Genomic DNA, 16,369 nt, shown 5'->3' on the forward strand with positions numbered 1-16,369 from the left:
GAGTCTGCTTTCCATAACTTTTAACGCCGAGCACAGCGGCGACCTTGGAGTGGCGACGAAGGCGCCATGTAAAGGGCGTCCGGCGGCCACCGGCCGCGTACTGATGCGAATTGTTAGATGCCGGTTACCCGGCACTTTATTGTGGCACTCAATTCCGAATGCCCACTCCCGATACGTTGTACCAGCGCGACCCATTGCGCTAGAAACCAGAACACTGCATAGGCAGGTGACGCACAGAATTTACGCCGGATTGCCCCACAACCTGAACACCGAGACACCCGACAAAACCGATGACCAACTGGCGGCTGTGTTTTGCCAAAAACCAACTGCCAAATCGCGGTCAACCACCAAGCCCAAAAACGACGGAGCAAGGCATATAACGCTGTGCTCAGCGGCGGCCTTGTAATGGAGGCGAAGCCGCAATGAAAAGGGCGTCCGGTGGAGGCCCGTAGGGCCGGAACGAACTGGAGCTAATTGTTAGGCTTGAGGTCTATTATCTGCTCCGATGCCGCAAGAAACTCGTCTTGCAGGTTCTCAGAGATCTCCTCTCTCCCATAGTAGAGAGAGAAGTCTTCAAGCACACCTTCAAGATCACTTGAGCCCCCGATAACTCCGAAAATTTGAGAGGCTGTGTCGGAGGCTACGACTCTCAAAAAGGAAATGATCGCGTCTTGATCCTCTCCGGAAAGCTTGCGCATAGCCAGAACCGCTTCTGCATATACTCGAACTGCTTTCGAAGGATCGGTACGGGCAAGCATGTCGCGATACGACTCAATGTTGGACTTAAGAAGCTCTTTCGCGAACTGATCTGCAATGAATTCTGTGTTGTCCATATATAAGCCTAACGCCTCACATAAGCCGCGCGAGCTTGCGAGCGTCGGGCGAACGAAGTGAGCGTACTTAATGTGATTGTTAGTTGAATTTGCATAGCTATTTAAGTTCGTTATCTCTGCCGACCGGGCCCCAGCTGTAGATCCGAAGCAGCGATTTTGGCATGTAGCCCCTTAGTGCCACATACGACATAGATATTGCTAGCGCTAACGCGGTCATCGCAATCCTCCAATCCCAACCGCCACGAGTTGCCGAGAGCCACACGAACAGAAAAAATGTGCCCCAACCGAAGATGCCGATAAGTAAGGCTAATAAGCGAAAGAACATTCGAGCTTCATTCTTTTTCATATATTCCCTTACGGCCAACAGCAACTAACAGTGAATTATACGAACACGTTCGTATATCCCGCGTTCGTATAACTCCACCCAAAACGCGCCCAAAATTTCATACTTTTCCTAACAAGAACAGAAGGTTAACAGAAGTCACCACGGCTACCGCCGGAGTTATACGCCCTCTTTCGAGCCACCCCAGCCCCAACATAGGGGCGTATAACTCCACCCCTAAAAATCCTAGTTTCTAACCATATCAGAAGGTTACAAACATTTCCTATCCATTTTTCCGGAGTTTTGCGAACGCGTTCGTATAACTACGGCTCCATCAGGGATTGACAAATCCCTACACCAATATACTGTATATCCATACATAAAAAGAGAGAGTTCAGGATATGGATATCCGCATCCCTATTTCACCGCAATCTACCCGCTTTCTTGATCAACTCAGGAACTTTATCCGGCTACGGGGCCTGGCCTATAAAACCGAGATAACCTACGTTTTCTGGATTAAACGCTTTATCCGGTTCCATGGCCGAAAACACCCAGGAACGATGGGCGCTGCGGAGGTAGAGGCATTTTTGTCACATCTGGTACTGCAGGCAAATGTCAGCGTGGCTACCCAGCGAGTCGCACTGAATGCCCTGATTTTCCTGTACCGGGAGTTTCTGGGTACACCCCTGGAAGAGCTTCAGTATGAGGCAGCCAGAAAACCCAAGAAGCTGCCCGTTGTCTTCAGTCCGGACGAGGCCCGGCGGGTCATTGCCAACCTGGAAGGCGACTATAAACTGATCGCCATGCTACTTTACGGTTCTGGTTTACGGATAAGTGAAGCGCTTCGGCTCCGGATAAAAGACATTGATTTCGGGATGCAGCAGTTAATTATCCGCGAAGGCAAAGGCGGTAAAGACAGAATCACACTGCTTCCAGACCGGCTGATTGAGCCTCTCCAGAAGCAGATCCACTCAGCCCTGCTGCAGCACAAGGTAGATATCGCCCGCGGCTGTGGCTCGGTGTATATGCCGGCTGGCCTGGCAAGAAAATACCCCAGTGCCAGCCAGGAACCAGACTGGCAGTACGTATTTCCGGCACCGGATCTTTCTATTGATCCGCGTTCTGGAATACGGCGGCGCCACCACATGCTTGACCGAACGGTACAGAAGCACTTCAAGATCGCCATTCGCGCTGCGGGCATTCACAAGCCCGCCGGGAGCCACACCTTCAGGCACAGTTTTGCTACGCGGCTTCTGGAAGCAGGCTACGATTTACGCACCATCCAGAAGCTACTCGGCCATTCCGATGTCCGTACCACCGAAATCTATACCCATGTTGTCCGTAAAGGCGGCTTTGGTGTGCGCAGCCCGGTGGACGAGGCCTTTTAATAAAGCTCGTCTGTTCTGGAGGCCATTATGAAATCATTTTTGTGCAAACCGCCGATTTTGTGGGTCCACCAGCGCACGGTGGCTTTGCCCCACTCCAGAAGAATCGCGGGGTGATGGTTTTCAGCTTCGGCCAGGTCCGCCACTTTGTTGGTGAAGGCTTGTGCTTCCACAAAGTTCTTGAAGGTGAAGACCCGGCGTAGCTGCTCCTCGCCGTCTACCATCACATCTTCCCAGTCTGGGATCACGCTCAGCAGTTCCTGCTTCTCCTGGCCGGTCACTTTCGGTGCGTCTGAACGGCAGGCTTCACAGGCGTGTTGGCTCAGTTTGGTCATGGCTGTTTCTCCTCTCCTGGTTACTGTGTCCAGCGTGGGTGGCGTGAACGGTTTTATCAAGTGGGTAGTTGAAATTCCGCCCCCACAACAATACTGTATATATAAACAGTATTCAGGGATTTCCCCATGAGTGACCTTCTCAGCAGTCTTCTGCAGGATGCCCGCGTATGGCAGGGCCACAAGCACAGAAAAACTACGCAGCCAGCAGAGCCGACAGGCTATCAGGTTCTGGACAATCAACTGGGTGGCCTGGGTTGGCCCCGGGGCGCGTTGAGCGAATGCCTGCTGGATGCCCTCGGCATTGGTGAGTTGCACCTTGTTTTGCCATTAATGCAGCGCTTGTCTGAGCAGGGCAAAACCGTTTTCTGGCTGAACCCGCCACACACGCCCTATGCCCCTGCCCTGGCCCGGGAAGGCGTGAATCTGGACCATCTGGTGGTGATCAACACAGACGATCAGGGCGATTTCCTGTGGACACTTGAGAACTGCCTGCGCTCACCGGTAACCGGGCTGGTGCTCGCCTGGCCTGGCAAGCTTGCCAGCCGGGATATCCGGCGGCTACAGCTGGCATCAGAAGCCGGCGGCAATGTGTGTGTGCTGTTCCGTAGCCGCCGGCAGGCGGATCAAAACTCACCTGCGGCTTTGCGCCTGGAACTGGTGCCAGGGGATCACCAGGACCTCAAAGTAAATATCATCAAGCGCCGTGGCAGCTGGCCTGGCCAGCATTGTTCCCTGGCGTTAGGGCACCGGGCAGACATCACCACTCAGGATTCATCCCGTGTGGTTCAGGGGCCGTGGCCCCGTTCGCAAGGGTAAGCTGCATGCTCTGGCTTTACCTGCACTTCCCGCATTTGCTGCTGGACCACATCCACCGGAATCAGCCATCCACAGGAGCCCTGGCGATTGTGGACGGCGCCGGGCATACCGTGGTTCAGGCCTGCCCAAACGCCAGGGATCTTGGTATTGAAGCCGGTATGCGCCTGAAGACTGCCCTGGGCCTGGCACCAGAACTGAGCATCATGCGTACCGAAACCAGGCAGGAAGCCTGGCTGTTGGAAGACCAGGCGCGCTGGCTATACCGCTATGCAGCACACATTACCCTCTCACCGCCAGACGGTATCTGGGCAGAAGTCAGCAGCCTGCGGAAACTGTATGGCGGCTTGCCTTCTATCTGGCAAACCGTGGAGCAGGCGCTGGCCGAACGTAAACTGACCGCCTGGGTCGCCATTGGCCATACGCCCCTGGCCGCACAGTTACTGGCCCGGGCCGGCAAAGGGGAATGCACGGCAGACAAACGCCACATTCTTACATCGGTGGGAAGCCTGCCCTTGCCGGCCGCAGGGTTTGATGAAAAGTCCTGCACCCGCTTACAACGCCTGGGGCTGAACACCCTGGCAGAAGTGTTTGCCCTGCCCCCCACAGAGCTGGCCCGGCGACTGTCACCGGAACTGCTGGCCATGGTCCAGAAAATCCAGGGCACCCGGCCAGACCCAAAAGCCCCCTGGCAACCACCCCACAGTTTCCGGCAAAAAGCCGACTTCATTCACGAAGTGGAGCACACCGAGGGGCTGCTGTTCTCATTACAGCGGATTCTGTCAGAACTGGAAGAAGACCTGTGCTGGCGCCAGCAAGACACGGATACCCTGTTACTGATTCTGCAGCACCGGCATCAGCAAGCCACCCGTTTACGCATTCGCACTACCGGGCCGGAACACCGGGCCGAGATGTTTCTGAAACTGATACGCCTGAAGCTGGACCAACACCCCTTGAGCGCACCGGTCACCGGCCTGATTCTGGCAGTCAAACGCTTCACCGGCCGGGAAGCCCCGTTAGGCCGGGATCTGTTGGGCGAAACGGAAGACCTGGACGAAGCCTGGCACACGCTGATCAGCCGCCTGCAGGCACGCCTGGGCGAACAGTCCCTGAAACGGCTTGCGGCCAGGGCTGATCACCGGCCCGAATGTGCCTGGTCTGCCAACAATCCGGGCAAACCCTGTAAACTCCGGCCACAGGCTTCAGTGACACTACCCCGGCGTCCCTTGTGGCTCCTGAAGGCTCCCCGGCCTCTGGCTCAGCCCCCGGAAACCTGGCATTCCGGCCCGGAGCGCATCAGCGGTGGCTGGTGGGATGGCCAGCGGGTTCACCGAGATTACTACATCGCCCAGTTGCCGGGCGGCGAACTGGCCTGGGTGTTCCGGGACGTGCAGGATGGCTGGTTCATACACGGATGGTTTGGCTGATGGCTACCGGCTACGCAGAGTTATTCTGCTTCAGCAATTTCACCTTCCTGACCGGGGCCTCACACCCCCACGAGCTGGCCGAGCGTGCCCTGGAGCTGGGCTACAACGCTATCGCCATCACCGATGCCTGCTCCGTTGCCGGCATTCCCAGAGCCTGGTCTGCCCTGAAAGGCAGCCCGGTAAAGCTAATTACCGGTAGCTGGTTTGAACTGGAAGATGCGCCCCCCGGTGGTTCGGCTCCCCGCTTTATCCTTCTGGCCCGTAACCGCAAGGGTTATGGACAACTCTGCCAGCTGATCACAACCGGCCGGCGCCGGGCAGAGAAAGGCCAATATCAGCTGTTTACCCGGGATATCGAAACCCAAGAGCTGGATAACTGCCTCTGCCTGTGGCTACCACCGGCATCGTCGGCTGCCAGCTACGAGCAAGCCGAGGTTTGTGGCGAATGGTTGCAACGGTTGTTTGAGCAACGCCTGCGCATTGGCGCCACCCGCACCCTGGAAGCGGGCGAAGAGCAACAGCTGGCTCGTGTACGCAAGCTGGCCGATCAGCTCAAACTTGCCATTGCCGCAACCGGCGAAGTACACATGCACGCCAGGGAGCGCCAGCCCCTGCAAGATGTACTCACGGCACTGCGCCATCACTCCACGGTCGAAAACGCTGGCCACTGCCTGTTCCAGAACGGCGAGCGTTACCTGCGGCCGCTCCCGGTACTGCAACGCCTGTTCCCCCAGGCCTGGCTTCAGGAAACCGTCAACATTGCCAACAGCTGCCGTTTCGAGCCCGGCAGCCTGCGCTATGAATACCCGCCTGACCTTGTACCGAAGGGCGAAACCCCGGCGGCCTACCTAAAACGCCTGACCCGGGACGGCGAACGTCGCCGCTACCCCGGGGGCACGCCCATGAAGGTGCAGGCATTAATCCGCAAAGAGCTGGGTTTGATCTCGGAGCTCAACTACGAGCATTACTTCCTCACCATCCACGACATCGTGGCCTTTGCTCGCAGCCGCGGTATCTTGTGCCAGGGGCGAGGATCGGCCGCCAACTCGGCCGTCTGTTACTGCCTGGGCATCACCGAAGTGAACCCCGCCAAGGTGGAGCTGCTGTTCGAACGTTTCATCTCGAAAGACCGGGACGAGCCACCGGATATCGATGTGGATTTTGAGCACCAACGGCGGGAAGAAGTCATCCAGTACATCTATCAACGTTATGGCCGGGAACGGGCGGCACTGGCGGCAACGGTTATCCGCTATCGCCCCCGCAGCGCCATCCGCGATGTCGGCAAGGCCCTGGGGTTCGACGCCGCACTGGTGGAAAAGCTGCTCGATGGCATCGACTGGCGCGACAAGGCCACCAACTGGCGCCAGCAAATTCTGGATAAAGGGCTCACCCGAAACCCGAAAGTGGCAGACCAGCTCTTTACCCTGGTCAACACAATACTGGGTTTCCCCCGGCACCTGTCCCAGCATGTGGGCGGGTTTGTGATCAGTGCCGGGCCATTGGCTGAACTGGTGCCGGTAGAAAATGCTGCCATGGAAGGTCGTACCGTGATCCAGTGGGACAAAGACGACCTGGAAAGCCTGGGATTGATGAAGGTGGATGTACTGGCCCTGGGCATGCTCACCGCCATCCGCAAGGCGCTGGAATTGATCAGCGAGGAAAAGGGCCAAACCTTCACCATCCAGGATGTGCCCCAGGAAGATCCGGCCACCTACGCCATGCTGCAGAAAGGCGACAGCATCGGCGTGTTCCAGGTGGAATCCCGGGCCCAGATCAACATGCTCCCGCGTCTGAAACCGGAAACCTGGTATGACCTAGTGATTGAAGTGGCCATCGTCCGCCCCGGCCCTATTCAGGGCGACATGGTGCACCCTTACCTGCGCCGAAAACACGGCCTGGAAGCGGTGGACTACCCGAACGACGCCGTCCGCCAGGTACTGGAACGTACCCTGGGTGTGCCGATCTTCCAGGAACAGGTCATCAAACTGGCCATGGTGGCGGCAGGCTTCAGTGCCGGCGAAGCCGATAAACTGCGCCGCGCCATGGCCGCCTGGAAATCCCACGGCGACCTCACCCCGTTCCGGGACAAACTGATCAGCGGCATGCTGGAACGGGGCCACGATCCGGACTTCGCCGAACGCTTATACCAGCAAATCTGCGGTTTCGGCGGCTACGGCTTCCCGGAATCCCACGCCGCCAGCTTCGCCTTGCTGGTGTACGTCTCCGCCTGGATCAAACGCCACCACCCGGCCGCCTTCTACTGCGCCCTGCTCAACAGCCAGCCCATGGGGTTCTACTCCCCCAGCCAGTTGGTACAGGATGCCCAGCGCCACCAGGTAACCGTGCTGCCACCGGATGTGAACCACAGCGCTTGGGAACACACCCTGCAAGGCAAGGAAAAACACCTGCGCCTCGGCCTCAGAATCATACAGGGCCTGTCCTCCAGCGGTGCCGAACGCATTCAGCAGAACCGCCCCGCAAACGGCTACCAAAGCGCCACCGAACTGCGCACCCGCGCGGGCCTCAACCAACGCGACATGGAACTCCTCGCCGGCGCCAACGCCATGCCCGGCTTCACCAGCAACCGCCACCAGGCTTACTGGCAGTTACTCGAACACGAAGAACCGGCAGAACTCTTCGCCAACGAAACCATGGCCGATTACACCCCGGAGCCCTGCCACCTGCTTCCCGAACCCACCGAAGGCCAGAACGTACTGGCCGACTACAGCAGCCAGGGCCTAACACTACAAAGGCACCCCCTCGCCCTGCTCCGCGAACAAGGCCACCTGCGCTACTGCCTCACCGCCGACCAACTCAAAACCACCCGCCCCGGCATCCCCGTACAAGTCGCCGGCCTCGTCACCGGCCGCCAACGCCCCGGCACCGCCTCTGGCGTCACCTTCGTCACCCTCGAAGACGAAACCGGCAACATCAACGTCGTCGTCTGGCTAGACACCGCCCGCCGCCAACGAAAACCGTTACTCACCGCCCGGTTGTTACACGTAAAGGGGATTATCGAAAAGGAGGGAGATATCGTTCATATCATGGCCGGAAAGCTGTCTGACCTGAGCCATCTGATTAACGCGTTACCGGTCAGTTCCAGAGATTTTCACTGAACAGCTGGGAACGACCACCACAATGCAAACTTTTCCGCACTCTTAAGGCTGACAACTCGGAGCTCAGAAGCAGCAGGGTGGCGGGGCTTTCCAAAAATGTGCGGAGCCATGGATGGCGGAGCCCAAGCGCCACATGGACGTGCCGAAGGAGCGTTTTTTGGAAAGCCCTGCCACCCTGCTGCCAGCACCAAACTAGCAGGCTACAAAAAAGAAAACCCCGCCGAAGCAGGGTTCTCTCAATACAGCAGCGAACAACAATCAGCCAAGCAGCTTGATCATCACACCCGCTGCAACCGCAGAGCCGATAACACCAGCCACATTCGGGCCCATCGCGTGCATCAGCAGGAAGTTCTGCGGGTTCGCCTCCAGGCCAACCTTGTTGGACACCCGCGCCGCCATCGGCACCGCAGACACCCCGGCAGAACCAATCAACGGGTTGATCGCTTCCTTGGTCACCTTATTCATCAACTTGGCCATCAAGATACCGGCAGCGGTACCAACCGCAAAGGCCACCATGCCCAGCACCAGGATACCCAGAGTCTGGCCATCCAGGAACTTGTCCGCCACCAGCTTGGCGCCAACAGACAGCCCCAGGAAGATGGTCACAATGTTGATCAGCGCGTTCTGGGCCGTGTCGCTCAAACGCTCGACCACGCCACACTCACGCATCAGGTTACCGAAGCAGAACATACCCAGCAGCGGAGCCGCATCCGGCAGGAACAGAACCACCGCGATCAGTACCACGATCGGGAAGATGATCTTCTCTTTCTTGCTCACCGGGCGCAACTGCGACATCTTGATGGCGCGCTCTTTCTGGGTGGTCAGCGCCTTCATGATCGGCGGCTGGATCATCGGCACCAACGCCATGTAGGCGTAGGCAGAGACCGCGATAGCACCCAGCAGATGCGGAGCCAGAACGCTTGATACGTAGATCGACGTCGGGCCATCCGCACCACCGATAATACCGATGGCCGCTGCTTCACGAATGGTGAACTCAAGAACACCGGTCCAGTCCAGCAGCGCCGCACCAATCACGGTACCGAAGATACCGAACTGAGCGGCGGCACCAAGCAGCAGCGTCTTGGGGTTAGCCAGCAAGGGGCCAAAATCGGTCATCGCGCCAACGCCCATGAAGATCAGCAGCGGGCCAATGGTAGAACCGATAATCACCATGTAGAAGCTGTGCAGCATCCCGTGGCTGTAACCAAGGCTTTGAGCGATGGAATCCGCAGCACTCACCGTGCCGTAGCCAGCCGACTCATAGGCTTCCTTGAAGGCCGCCTTTACCTCAGGGGTAACTGTCTGGCCAGCCTGATAGGCTACATCTAGTGTGCTCGCCAATGCCGCATACACTTCCGGCTTCGCGAAATGGATGGCGTTCTCGGCCGCAGACAGGGCAAGCCCTGCCTCCGGAATATTCGCCAGGATGCCACCGAACCCAATGGGTACCAGAAGCAATGGCTCAAACTTCTTGTTGATCGCAAGATAGAGAAGCACAAGGCCAACGATGATCATCACCACCTGGCCCGGCTCTATGTTGAACAGGCCACTACCTGTCCACAACGTCAATAACTTTTCCATGGAATGCTGGCCCTTATGCGATTGTCAGCATTTCATCATCAACGGAGACGGCGTCCCCCTCCTTGATGAAGACTTCACCGATGGTACCGGCCTTGGGTGCGCGCACCTCGGTTTCCATTTTCATGGCTTCGAGGATAATCAGCACATCGCCCTCTTCCACGGTATCACCCGGAGAAACGTGAACCTTCCAGATGTTACCGCCCAGAGGCGCCACCACAGGCTCGCCCTCACCGGCAGCCGGAGCTGCAGCAGCGGCAGGCGCAGAGGCGCCACCCTGGCCTTCAATCTGGCTGATCTCACCACCTTCGTTAACAGCAACCACGTACTTCTTGCCGTTAACTTCCACGGTGTAAGTCTCAGGGCCAGCGGCCTTTTTGGCGGGGGCAACGTCATCAGCACTCGGTACCGGCTCAAATGCATCCGGATTACCGCGGTTTTCCAGGAACTTCAGGCCAATCTGCGGGAACAAGGCGTAGGTCAGAACGTCATCAACTTCCTGCTCGGCCAGTTTGATGCCCTTCTCTTTGGCGATGTCCTTCAGCTCAGCGGTCAGCTTGTCCATTTCCGGTTCAAGCACATCCGCCGGGCGGCAGGTCATCACTTCCTTGCCATCCAGAACACGATCCTGCAATTCTTTGTTCATGGGTGCCGGCGCTGCGCCGTACTCACCCTTCAGGATCGCAGCCGTTTCCTTGGAGATGGACTTGTAACGCTCGCCGGTCAGAACATTCAGTACCGCCTGGGTACCGACAATCTGAGAGGTTGGGGTCACCAGCGGGATGAAGCCCAGGTCTTCGCGAACCTTGGGAATCTCTTCCAGAACCTGATCAAACTTGTCGCTGGCGTTCTGCTCACGCAACTGGTTTTCCATGTTGGTCAGCATGCCGCCCGGCACCTGGGCAATCAGGATGCGGGAATCGGTTCCACGGAGGCTGCCTTCAAATTTGGCGTACTTCTTACGCACTTCGCGGAAATAAGCAGCAATTTCTTCCAGCAGGTTCAGGTCCAGGCCGGTGTCACGGTCGGTACCTTCCAGAATGGCCACGACTGCCTCAGTGGGCGAGTGGCCGTAGGTCATACTCATGGAGGAGATTGCGGTGTCCACGTTATCAATGCCGGCTTCCGCAGCCTTGATGGCGGTGGCGGTAGACATGCCGGTGGTGGCGTGGCACTGCATGTGGATAGGGATATCCAGCTCTTTCTTCAGACGACTGACCAGCTCATACGCTACGTAGGGCTTGAGAATGCCCGCCATGTCTTTGATGGCGATGGAATCGGCACCCATGTCGGCCACTTCTTTCGCAAGCTCTACCCACATGTCGACGGTATGCACGGGGCTGGTGGTGTAGGCAATGGTGCCCTGGGCGTGCTTGCCGGTCTTGCGAACGGCTTTGATGGCACGGTCCATGTTGCGAGGATCGTTCATCGCGTCGAAGATACGGAACACGTCAACGCCATTTTCGGCGGCACGCTCACAGAAACGATCAACCACATCATCCGCGTAATGGCGATAGCCCAACAGGTTCTGACCACGCAACAGCATCTGCTGTTGGGTGTTGGGCATGGCTTTTTTCAGCTCGCGGATGCGCTCCCATGGGTCTTCGCCCAGGTAACGGATACAGGAATCAAAGGTAGCACCACCCCAGGACTCCAGAGACCAGAAACCGACTTTGTCGAGTTTCTCGGCAATGGGCAGCATGTCATCAAGCCGCATACGGGTGGCAAGCAGGGATTGGTGGGCGTCACGCAGAATTACGTCCGTAATCCCCAGCGGTTTCTTGGTATCAGTCATCGTGTCAGCCTTCTGTTAAAAGGTTCTAATCGTGCAACGGGTCACTTCTTGTGGCGTGCCCGGTATTGTGCAATCGCCTTCTTGATGGCCTCGGCGGTGTCAGGATCAACCGACGCGGGCGCCTTCGGCTTGGCACGTGGCGTTTTGGCCGGGGTTGCCGGCTCTGGCGGCGCAAACCGTCCAATGAGTTTGGACATGAGCAGTGTCGCGAATACCAGAACAACCAGGAACGCGAACACAAAGCCCATACCAGCAATCATCAACTCGACGGCTTGTGACATCAGCTCATTCATATCGAATAGCTACCTGTATTGATTTGTGTGATTTCCCCGCTTCGCCGCCTTCAGCCGTCAGACCAAAGTCTAATGGCTGGAACGAACAAATCGGGAGGCAAAATCCTGCGTAATTTACCGTTTTCATTGATCAGGAGCAACCTGAAGTAAACATTTCTATAGGGACTTTCCGAGCTTCCTGGCCTGATCTGACACTCACCCGACCGGTCTTCAACAACCGGAATCAAGCATAACGAACCCTGATTTTGCGGCCTTTGACCTTTCCTTTCTCAAGCCGAGCCAAAGCTTTATCTGCCCAGGCTTCATCAACGGCCACAAAACACTGGAAATCGAACAGATCTATTTTTCCCACTGCCGTACCCGGAATACCCGCATCCCCGGTCAAAGCGCCCAACACGTCGCCAGGGCGCACTTTGTCTTTTCGACCACCGGCCAGGCACAGGGTTTTCATGGCCGGGCGAACCGGGCGTAACGTTTGCGCCAGCAGGCTTTCGGAATCGCCCCAGACAACAGACGCACCCCGGGCTGATTCAAGCCGCGAGACTTTATGGCCCTGGCTGGGCGCGCACAGCGTAATCGCGTGCCCCTGTTCACCGGCACGCCCGGTACGGCCAATGCGATGGGTGTGTACTTCCGGGTCGCGGGCAGGCTCGGCATTGATCACCAGGGGCAACGCTTTGATATCCAGGCCACGAGCAGCCACGTCGGTGGCGACCATGACCGTGCAGCTCTGATTGGCGAATTTGACCAATGTGCTATCCCTGTCTTTCTGCTCGAGATCCCCATGCAGTGACATAGCCGCAAAACCGAGTGCCTCAAGCTCCTGCGCCAGCTCGTCGCAGTCCCGCTTGGTTGTACAGAAAACCAGAGACGACACCGGCTGATAATGAGACAACAGGGCTGCAACTGCGCGAACTTTCTGGTCTGGCGATATTTCGTAGAACACCTCAGAAATACTGCTGGTAGCGTCTTCTGCCTCGATCCTGACGTCCACCGGCTCAACCTGGAAGCGCTCGCTCATGGCCCGGATCGGTTCTGGCCAGGTTGCGGAAAACAGGAGAGTTTGTCGGGCGACCGGCGTTTGCTCAAGAATGGACAACACCACCTCTTCAAACCCCATATCCAGCATTCGGTCTGCTTCGTCCAACACCAGCGTGTTCACGCGGTCCAGGGTCAGCGTACCCTTGCGCAGGTGGTCATCAACCCTGCCCGGCGTGCCTACCACGATATGGGCGCCATGACTGAGCGAGCCGATCTGGGGCCCTATGGGAACACCCCCACAAAGCGTGAGCACTTTCACGTTGTCTTGTGCCCGCGCCAGCTCTCTCAAAGCCTTGGCCACCTGGTCAGCCAGCTCCCGGGTCGGGCATAACACCAGCGCCTGCACCGCAAACTGTTTTGGTTTCAGTCGTTCCACCAGCGGAATGCCGAATGCAGCCGTCTTGCCACTGCCGGTCTGCGCCATGGCAATCACATCCTTGCCGGCCAGCGCTGGTGGCAATGCCTTGACCTGTATGCCAGTCGGCCGCTCAAAACCCAACCGCTGCAGGTTTGCCTGCATGGCCTGAGAAAGCCCCAGCTCTTTAAAAGAAGACATAGAAAAATCCACGAGATAAATGTTTGTGGGTTATTGCGGGAATAACGTCGGCGTATACTAGAGGTTCATAATATGCAGTTTATCACGAATCCACGGAGTCACTGATGGCGTCTTTGCAGGAACAACTACTCAAGGCCGGACTGGCCGACGAAAAGAAAGCCAAAAGCATACGAAACGAAAAACGCAAGCAACGCAAGCAGCAACCCAAAGGTGCAGTCCAGGTGAATGAAGCCGAGGAACGCGCTCGCCAGGCCCGCCTTGAAAAGGCCGAGCGTGACCGCCAGCTGAATCTGGAACGGCAAAAGGAGGCGGAAAAGAAAGCCATTCAGGCTCAGATTCGGCAACTGATTGAAACCAACCGACTGGACCGCAGCCGGGGCGAAACGTCTTACCAGTTTGTCGACGGAAAGAAGATCAAGAAAATTCTGGTGGATGACACCATGGTTGACCAGCTCTCCCGTGGCCGGCTTGCGATTGTGGCAATTGGCGACAACTACGAAGTGGTCCCGGACAAAGTAGCCCGCAAGATTATGGAGCGAGACGAAACCGCCGTGATTTCGATGCACGATCGCAAGCATGATGATGCCGGAGAGGACGACCCTTACGCGGGGTATGAGATTCCCGATGATCTGATGTGGTAAAGACCCGCCCTACGACTAAAGTCGGTAGCACTCTAGCCCCCGCTGCTACCGGCTTCCTCCCGCTTGTGTGACATTGTCACAGACCACCGCCTCCTGCTTTCGTAGAGTTCTGATGAATTCCCAAATATTCTATGCATAGATCATTTGGGTATATGTGGCCATGCATCATCTACCCCTGGCTAAATCAGAAGAGGCTCACCATGCCCAAAAATAGAACCCATGCTAGCGAACCGGCCGGCAAACTCAGCCGCCGACAACTGATCAAGCTCTCTGCGGCAGGCGCACTGGCAGCGGCAGTACCAACCACCGCCCTGCTCTCACCTCGCCAAGCCGCCGCCATCCAGTCGAAAGCCCGCATTGTTATCGTCGGTGCCGGCGCAGCCGGAATTTCACTGGCATCGCGCCTATCTTCCGCCATCGATTCGCCAAACATCACCATTATCGACAGCCGTGAAGCCCATTATTACCAGCCTGGCCTGACTCTGGTTGCGGTCGGTGCCTGGAAGGATGTCAACAAAGTCATCGACCGGAACGACCGTTACCTGCCCCGGTCCGTCAAGTGGGTCAAAGATACCGTTGCGGCATTCGATCCAGACAACAACCGGGTGATGACCAGCGGCGGGCAGCAAGTTGACTATGACTACCTGATGGTGGCCACCGGTGTAGAGGTGCGTTACGACCTGATCGAGGGAATGAGTACAGACCTGATCGGCCAGAACGGCATTGCCTGCGTCTACGATAATCCCATTCACGGTGCAGCCACAGCCAGGGCCGTTGACGAACTGGTAGAGAAAGGCGGCAAAGCGCTGATGACCCGCCCGATCACTGCCATCAAATGCGCCGGCGCGCCTTTGAAAGTGACCTTGCTGACTGAACACCGCATGCGCGAAGCCGGCACCCGGAATCGCACCGAGATGCACTATATCTCAGGGGAAGCCGGCCTGTTCTCGCAGCCAGACATCAATAAATTCCTATACAGCCATATGCCCGCAAGGGGTATTCCGATTCGCAATCGGCATGAACTGATTGCCATTGAACCGGGGCGCAAAGAAGCTACCTTCAGAACCCCGGATGGCAATATCACGGAAGACTACGACTTCATTCACGTAGTGCCCCCGATGACCGCTCCAGCGCCGGTTCGCGAAGGCCCCCTGGCCTGGCGGGAAGGTCCATTCACAGGCTGGCTTGAAGTTGATCGTCACACCCTTCAGCACCGTCGATATCCGAATATTTTCGGGGTGGGTGACGTGGTTGGCACACCGGTTGGCAAAACAGCTGCCAGCGTAAAAGCCCAGGCACCCATCGCCGTTGCCAACCTGCTGGCGACGATTCAAGGCAAAAGCGAACTGCCGGGCCGCTACAACGGGTACACCTCCTGCCCCCTGATCACAGAGAAAGGCAAGGCGATTCTGGTGGAGTTCGACTACGAACTGAAAATGGTGCCTTCGTTCGGCTTCATCAACCCCTACGAAGAACATTGGGTACCCTGGATTCTGAAAGACAAAATGCTACAGGCGGCCTACCAGGCCATGCTCAGAGGCCGGGTATAAGGAGGCAATCACATGGTATTTTCACTGTTCGGTGTTCTGTCGGTACTGCTAGAGGCTTTGCGCCCGGTCCTGCCACTTATCGCCACAGCCCTGCTGATTGAGGCGGTGCTGGTTGTTGGCGCACTCCTCAAGCATCGCAAAGGGCCTCTGGACTGGCGGGGGGCCTGCAATATCAGCGCAATCGTAGGAATAATCTTCTTCGTTGGCGCTCTGGCTCACGCTCCGTGGGTTACGGGCGCAAGCCACAGCCAGCTTGCGGGCCTGCTGGACTACACGGCCCTGGCAGCAGCAAGCCTGGGTGCCGGCGTTGCCGCGTTCGTGGCATGCATGCCCTTGCTCCTCTGCCTGCGGCCAACGCACCACTCATCCTTTGAATGAGTGTTATCGAACAAGCTGGTTCCAGTCGAACCTCTATCGGTTCAAATCCTTTTAGACTCCGAGATCTACAAATAAAAAACCCCGCTCAAGGCGGGGTTTTTTATTTAATATGGCGCGGCTGGGAGGATTCGAACCTCCGACCGCCTGGTTCGTAGCCAGGTACTCTATCCAGCTGAGCTACAGCCGCTTAAAACGGGTTTGCGATAGTGGCGCGGCTGGGAGGATTCGAACCTCCGACCGCCTGGTTCGTAGCCAGGTACTCTATCCAGCTGAGCTACAGCCGCGCATCTTTCGCATTGGTTGAAT

Annotated in this window: 13 protein-coding genes and 2 tRNA genes; 7 read left to right on the top strand and 8 right to left on the bottom strand. The window is 57.3% G+C overall.

What is annotated here, in order from left to right; all coding sequences use genetic code 11:
- Nucleotides 1-470 precede the first annotated feature (470 nt).
- Nucleotides 471-833, bottom strand: a complete 363-nt coding sequence (locus ACNSOI_RS11595; protein WP_342631457.1) for a hypothetical protein — start codon at nucleotides 831-833, stop codon at nucleotides 471-473.
- Between the two features lie 723 nt (nucleotides 834-1,556).
- Here ACNSOI_RS11595 and ACNSOI_RS11600 point away from each other — a divergent pair.
- Nucleotides 1,557-2,543: an integron integrase gene (locus tag ACNSOI_RS11600; RefSeq protein WP_354447980.1), complete on the top strand. Its 987-nt coding sequence runs from the start codon at nucleotides 1,557-1,559 to the stop codon at nucleotides 2,541-2,543.
- Here the strand turns inward: ACNSOI_RS11600 and ACNSOI_RS11605 are convergent.
- On the bottom strand, nucleotides 2,540-2,875 hold the full coding sequence (locus tag ACNSOI_RS11605) for a 4a-hydroxytetrahydrobiopterin dehydratase (RefSeq protein ID WP_420194083.1): 336 nt from the start codon (nucleotides 2,873-2,875) through the stop codon (nucleotides 2,540-2,542). The genes ACNSOI_RS11600 and ACNSOI_RS11605 overlap by 4 nt on opposite strands.
- Nucleotides 2,876-3,001: 126 nt before the next feature.
- On the opposite strand from ACNSOI_RS11605, the gene imuA reads away from it, so the two are divergent.
- The 3 genes from imuA to ACNSOI_RS11620 are packed head-to-tail and all read left to right on the top strand — an operon-like array spanning nucleotide 3,002 to nucleotide 8,231.
- Nucleotides 3,002-3,691, top strand: coding sequence for a translesion DNA synthesis-associated protein ImuA (imuA, locus tag ACNSOI_RS11610; RefSeq protein ID WP_420194084.1), 690 nt, complete (start codon nucleotides 3,002-3,004; stop codon nucleotides 3,689-3,691).
- Between the two features lie 5 nt (nucleotides 3,692-3,696).
- On the top strand, nucleotides 3,697-5,115 hold the full coding sequence (locus tag ACNSOI_RS11615; RefSeq protein ID WP_420194085.1) for a Y-family DNA polymerase: 1,419 nt from the start codon (nucleotides 3,697-3,699) through the stop codon (nucleotides 5,113-5,115).
- Nucleotides 5,115-8,231 carry an error-prone DNA polymerase gene (locus ACNSOI_RS11620; protein WP_420194086.1) on the top strand — a complete coding sequence of 1,039 codons (3,117 nt, stop codon included), beginning with the start codon at nucleotides 5,115-5,117 and terminating at the stop codon, nucleotides 8,229-8,231. The genes ACNSOI_RS11615 and ACNSOI_RS11620 overlap by 1 nt, the downstream gene beginning before the upstream one ends.
- Nucleotides 8,232-8,489: 258 nt before the next feature.
- On the opposite strand, the gene ACNSOI_RS11625 is transcribed toward ACNSOI_RS11620, so the two are convergent.
- From ACNSOI_RS11625 to dbpA, 4 genes are all read right to left on the bottom strand, one after another.
- Nucleotides 8,490-9,812 (bottom strand): sodium ion-translocating decarboxylase subunit beta, encoded by a 1,323-nt coding sequence (locus tag ACNSOI_RS11625; RefSeq protein ID WP_061332704.1) that lies wholly within the window; start codon nucleotides 9,810-9,812, stop codon nucleotides 8,490-8,492.
- 13 nt (nucleotides 9,813-9,825) lie between these two features.
- The gene (gene oadA / locus ACNSOI_RS11630; protein ID WP_061332703.1) at nucleotides 9,826-11,604 is read right to left on the bottom strand and encodes a sodium-extruding oxaloacetate decarboxylase subunit alpha; all 1,779 of its coding nucleotides are present in this window, start codon (nucleotides 11,602-11,604) and stop codon (nucleotides 9,826-9,828) included.
- A 41-nt stretch (nucleotides 11,605-11,645) separates the two neighbouring features.
- Nucleotides 11,646-11,897, bottom strand: coding sequence for an OadG family protein (locus ACNSOI_RS11635; protein WP_061332702.1), 252 nt, complete (start codon nucleotides 11,895-11,897; stop codon nucleotides 11,646-11,648).
- 223 nt (nucleotides 11,898-12,120) lie between these two features.
- A complete protein-coding gene (gene dbpA / locus ACNSOI_RS11640) occupies nucleotides 12,121-13,494 on the bottom strand; it encodes an ATP-dependent RNA helicase DbpA (protein WP_420194087.1) in 1,374 nt (457 codons plus the stop codon).
- Between the two features lie 104 nt (nucleotides 13,495-13,598).
- Here dbpA and ACNSOI_RS11645 point away from each other — a divergent pair, with 104 nt between their 5' ends.
- From ACNSOI_RS11645 to ACNSOI_RS11655, 3 genes are all read left to right on the top strand, one after another.
- Nucleotides 13,599-14,135: a DUF2058 domain-containing protein gene (locus ACNSOI_RS11645; RefSeq protein WP_420194088.1), complete on the top strand. Its 537-nt coding sequence runs from the start codon at nucleotides 13,599-13,601 to the stop codon at nucleotides 14,133-14,135.
- Nucleotides 14,136-14,335: 200 nt separating this feature from the next.
- Nucleotides 14,336-15,685: an NAD(P)/FAD-dependent oxidoreductase gene (locus ACNSOI_RS11650; protein ID WP_286250347.1), complete on the top strand. Its 1,350-nt coding sequence runs from the start codon at nucleotides 14,336-14,338 to the stop codon at nucleotides 15,683-15,685.
- Nucleotides 15,686-15,697: 12 nt separating this feature from the next.
- A complete protein-coding gene (locus tag ACNSOI_RS11655) occupies nucleotides 15,698-16,063 on the top strand; it encodes a hypothetical protein (protein ID WP_420194089.1) in 366 nt (121 codons plus the stop codon).
- 110 nt (nucleotides 16,064-16,173) lie between these two features.
- Here the strand turns inward: ACNSOI_RS11655 and ACNSOI_RS11660 are convergent.
- Together ACNSOI_RS11660 and ACNSOI_RS11665 are read right to left on the bottom strand one after the other, a co-directional pair.
- Nucleotides 16,174-16,250, bottom strand: a tRNA-Arg gene (locus tag ACNSOI_RS11660).
- Nucleotides 16,251-16,270: 20 nt separating this feature from the next.
- Nucleotides 16,271-16,347, bottom strand: a tRNA-Arg gene (locus ACNSOI_RS11665).
- Nucleotides 16,348-16,369: the final 22 nt, after the last annotated feature.

Origin of the sequence: Marinobacter sp. GH_1 (assembly GCF_048595985.1) — a bacterium.
Classification (GTDB): Bacteria; Pseudomonadota; Gammaproteobacteria; order Pseudomonadales; family Oleiphilaceae; genus Marinobacter; species Marinobacter shengliensis.

What these genes read in the sequence shown, in the direction of transcription:
- ACNSOI_RS11595 (WP_342631457.1), bottom strand. Translation starts at nt 833, where the DNA reads ATGGACAACACAGAATTCATTGCAGATCAGTTCGCGAAAGAGCTTCTT.
- ACNSOI_RS11600 (WP_354447980.1), top strand. Translation starts at nt 1,557, where the DNA reads ATGGATATCCGCATCCCTATTTCACCGCAATCTACCCGCTTTCTTGAT.
- ACNSOI_RS11605 (WP_420194083.1), bottom strand. Translation starts at nt 2,875, where the DNA reads ATGACCAAACTGAGCCAACACGCCTGTGAAGCCTGCCGTTCAGACGCA.
- imuA (WP_420194084.1), top strand. Translation starts at nt 3,002, where the DNA reads ATGAGTGACCTTCTCAGCAGTCTTCTGCAGGATGCCCGCGTATGGCAG.
- ACNSOI_RS11615 (WP_420194085.1), top strand. Translation starts at nt 3,697, where the DNA reads ATGCTCTGGCTTTACCTGCACTTCCCGCATTTGCTGCTGGACCACATC.
- ACNSOI_RS11620 (WP_420194086.1), top strand. Translation starts at nt 5,115, where the DNA reads ATGGCTACCGGCTACGCAGAGTTATTCTGCTTCAGCAATTTCACCTTC.
- ACNSOI_RS11625 (WP_061332704.1), bottom strand. Translation starts at nt 9,812, where the DNA reads ATGGAAAAGTTATTGACGTTGTGGACAGGTAGTGGCCTGTTCAACATA.
- oadA (WP_061332703.1), bottom strand. Translation starts at nt 11,604, where the DNA reads ATGACTGATACCAAGAAACCGCTGGGGATTACGGACGTAATTCTGCGT.
- ACNSOI_RS11635 (WP_061332702.1), bottom strand. Translation starts at nt 11,897, where the DNA reads ATGAATGAGCTGATGTCACAAGCCGTCGAGTTGATGATTGCTGGTATG.
- dbpA (WP_420194087.1), bottom strand. Translation starts at nt 13,494, where the DNA reads ATGTCTTCTTTTAAAGAGCTGGGGCTTTCTCAGGCCATGCAGGCAAAC.
- ACNSOI_RS11645 (WP_420194088.1), top strand. Translation starts at nt 13,599, where the DNA reads ATGGCGTCTTTGCAGGAACAACTACTCAAGGCCGGACTGGCCGACGAA.
- ACNSOI_RS11650 (WP_286250347.1), top strand. Translation starts at nt 14,336, where the DNA reads ATGCCCAAAAATAGAACCCATGCTAGCGAACCGGCCGGCAAACTCAGC.
- ACNSOI_RS11655 (WP_420194089.1), top strand. Translation starts at nt 15,698, where the DNA reads ATGGTATTTTCACTGTTCGGTGTTCTGTCGGTACTGCTAGAGGCTTTG.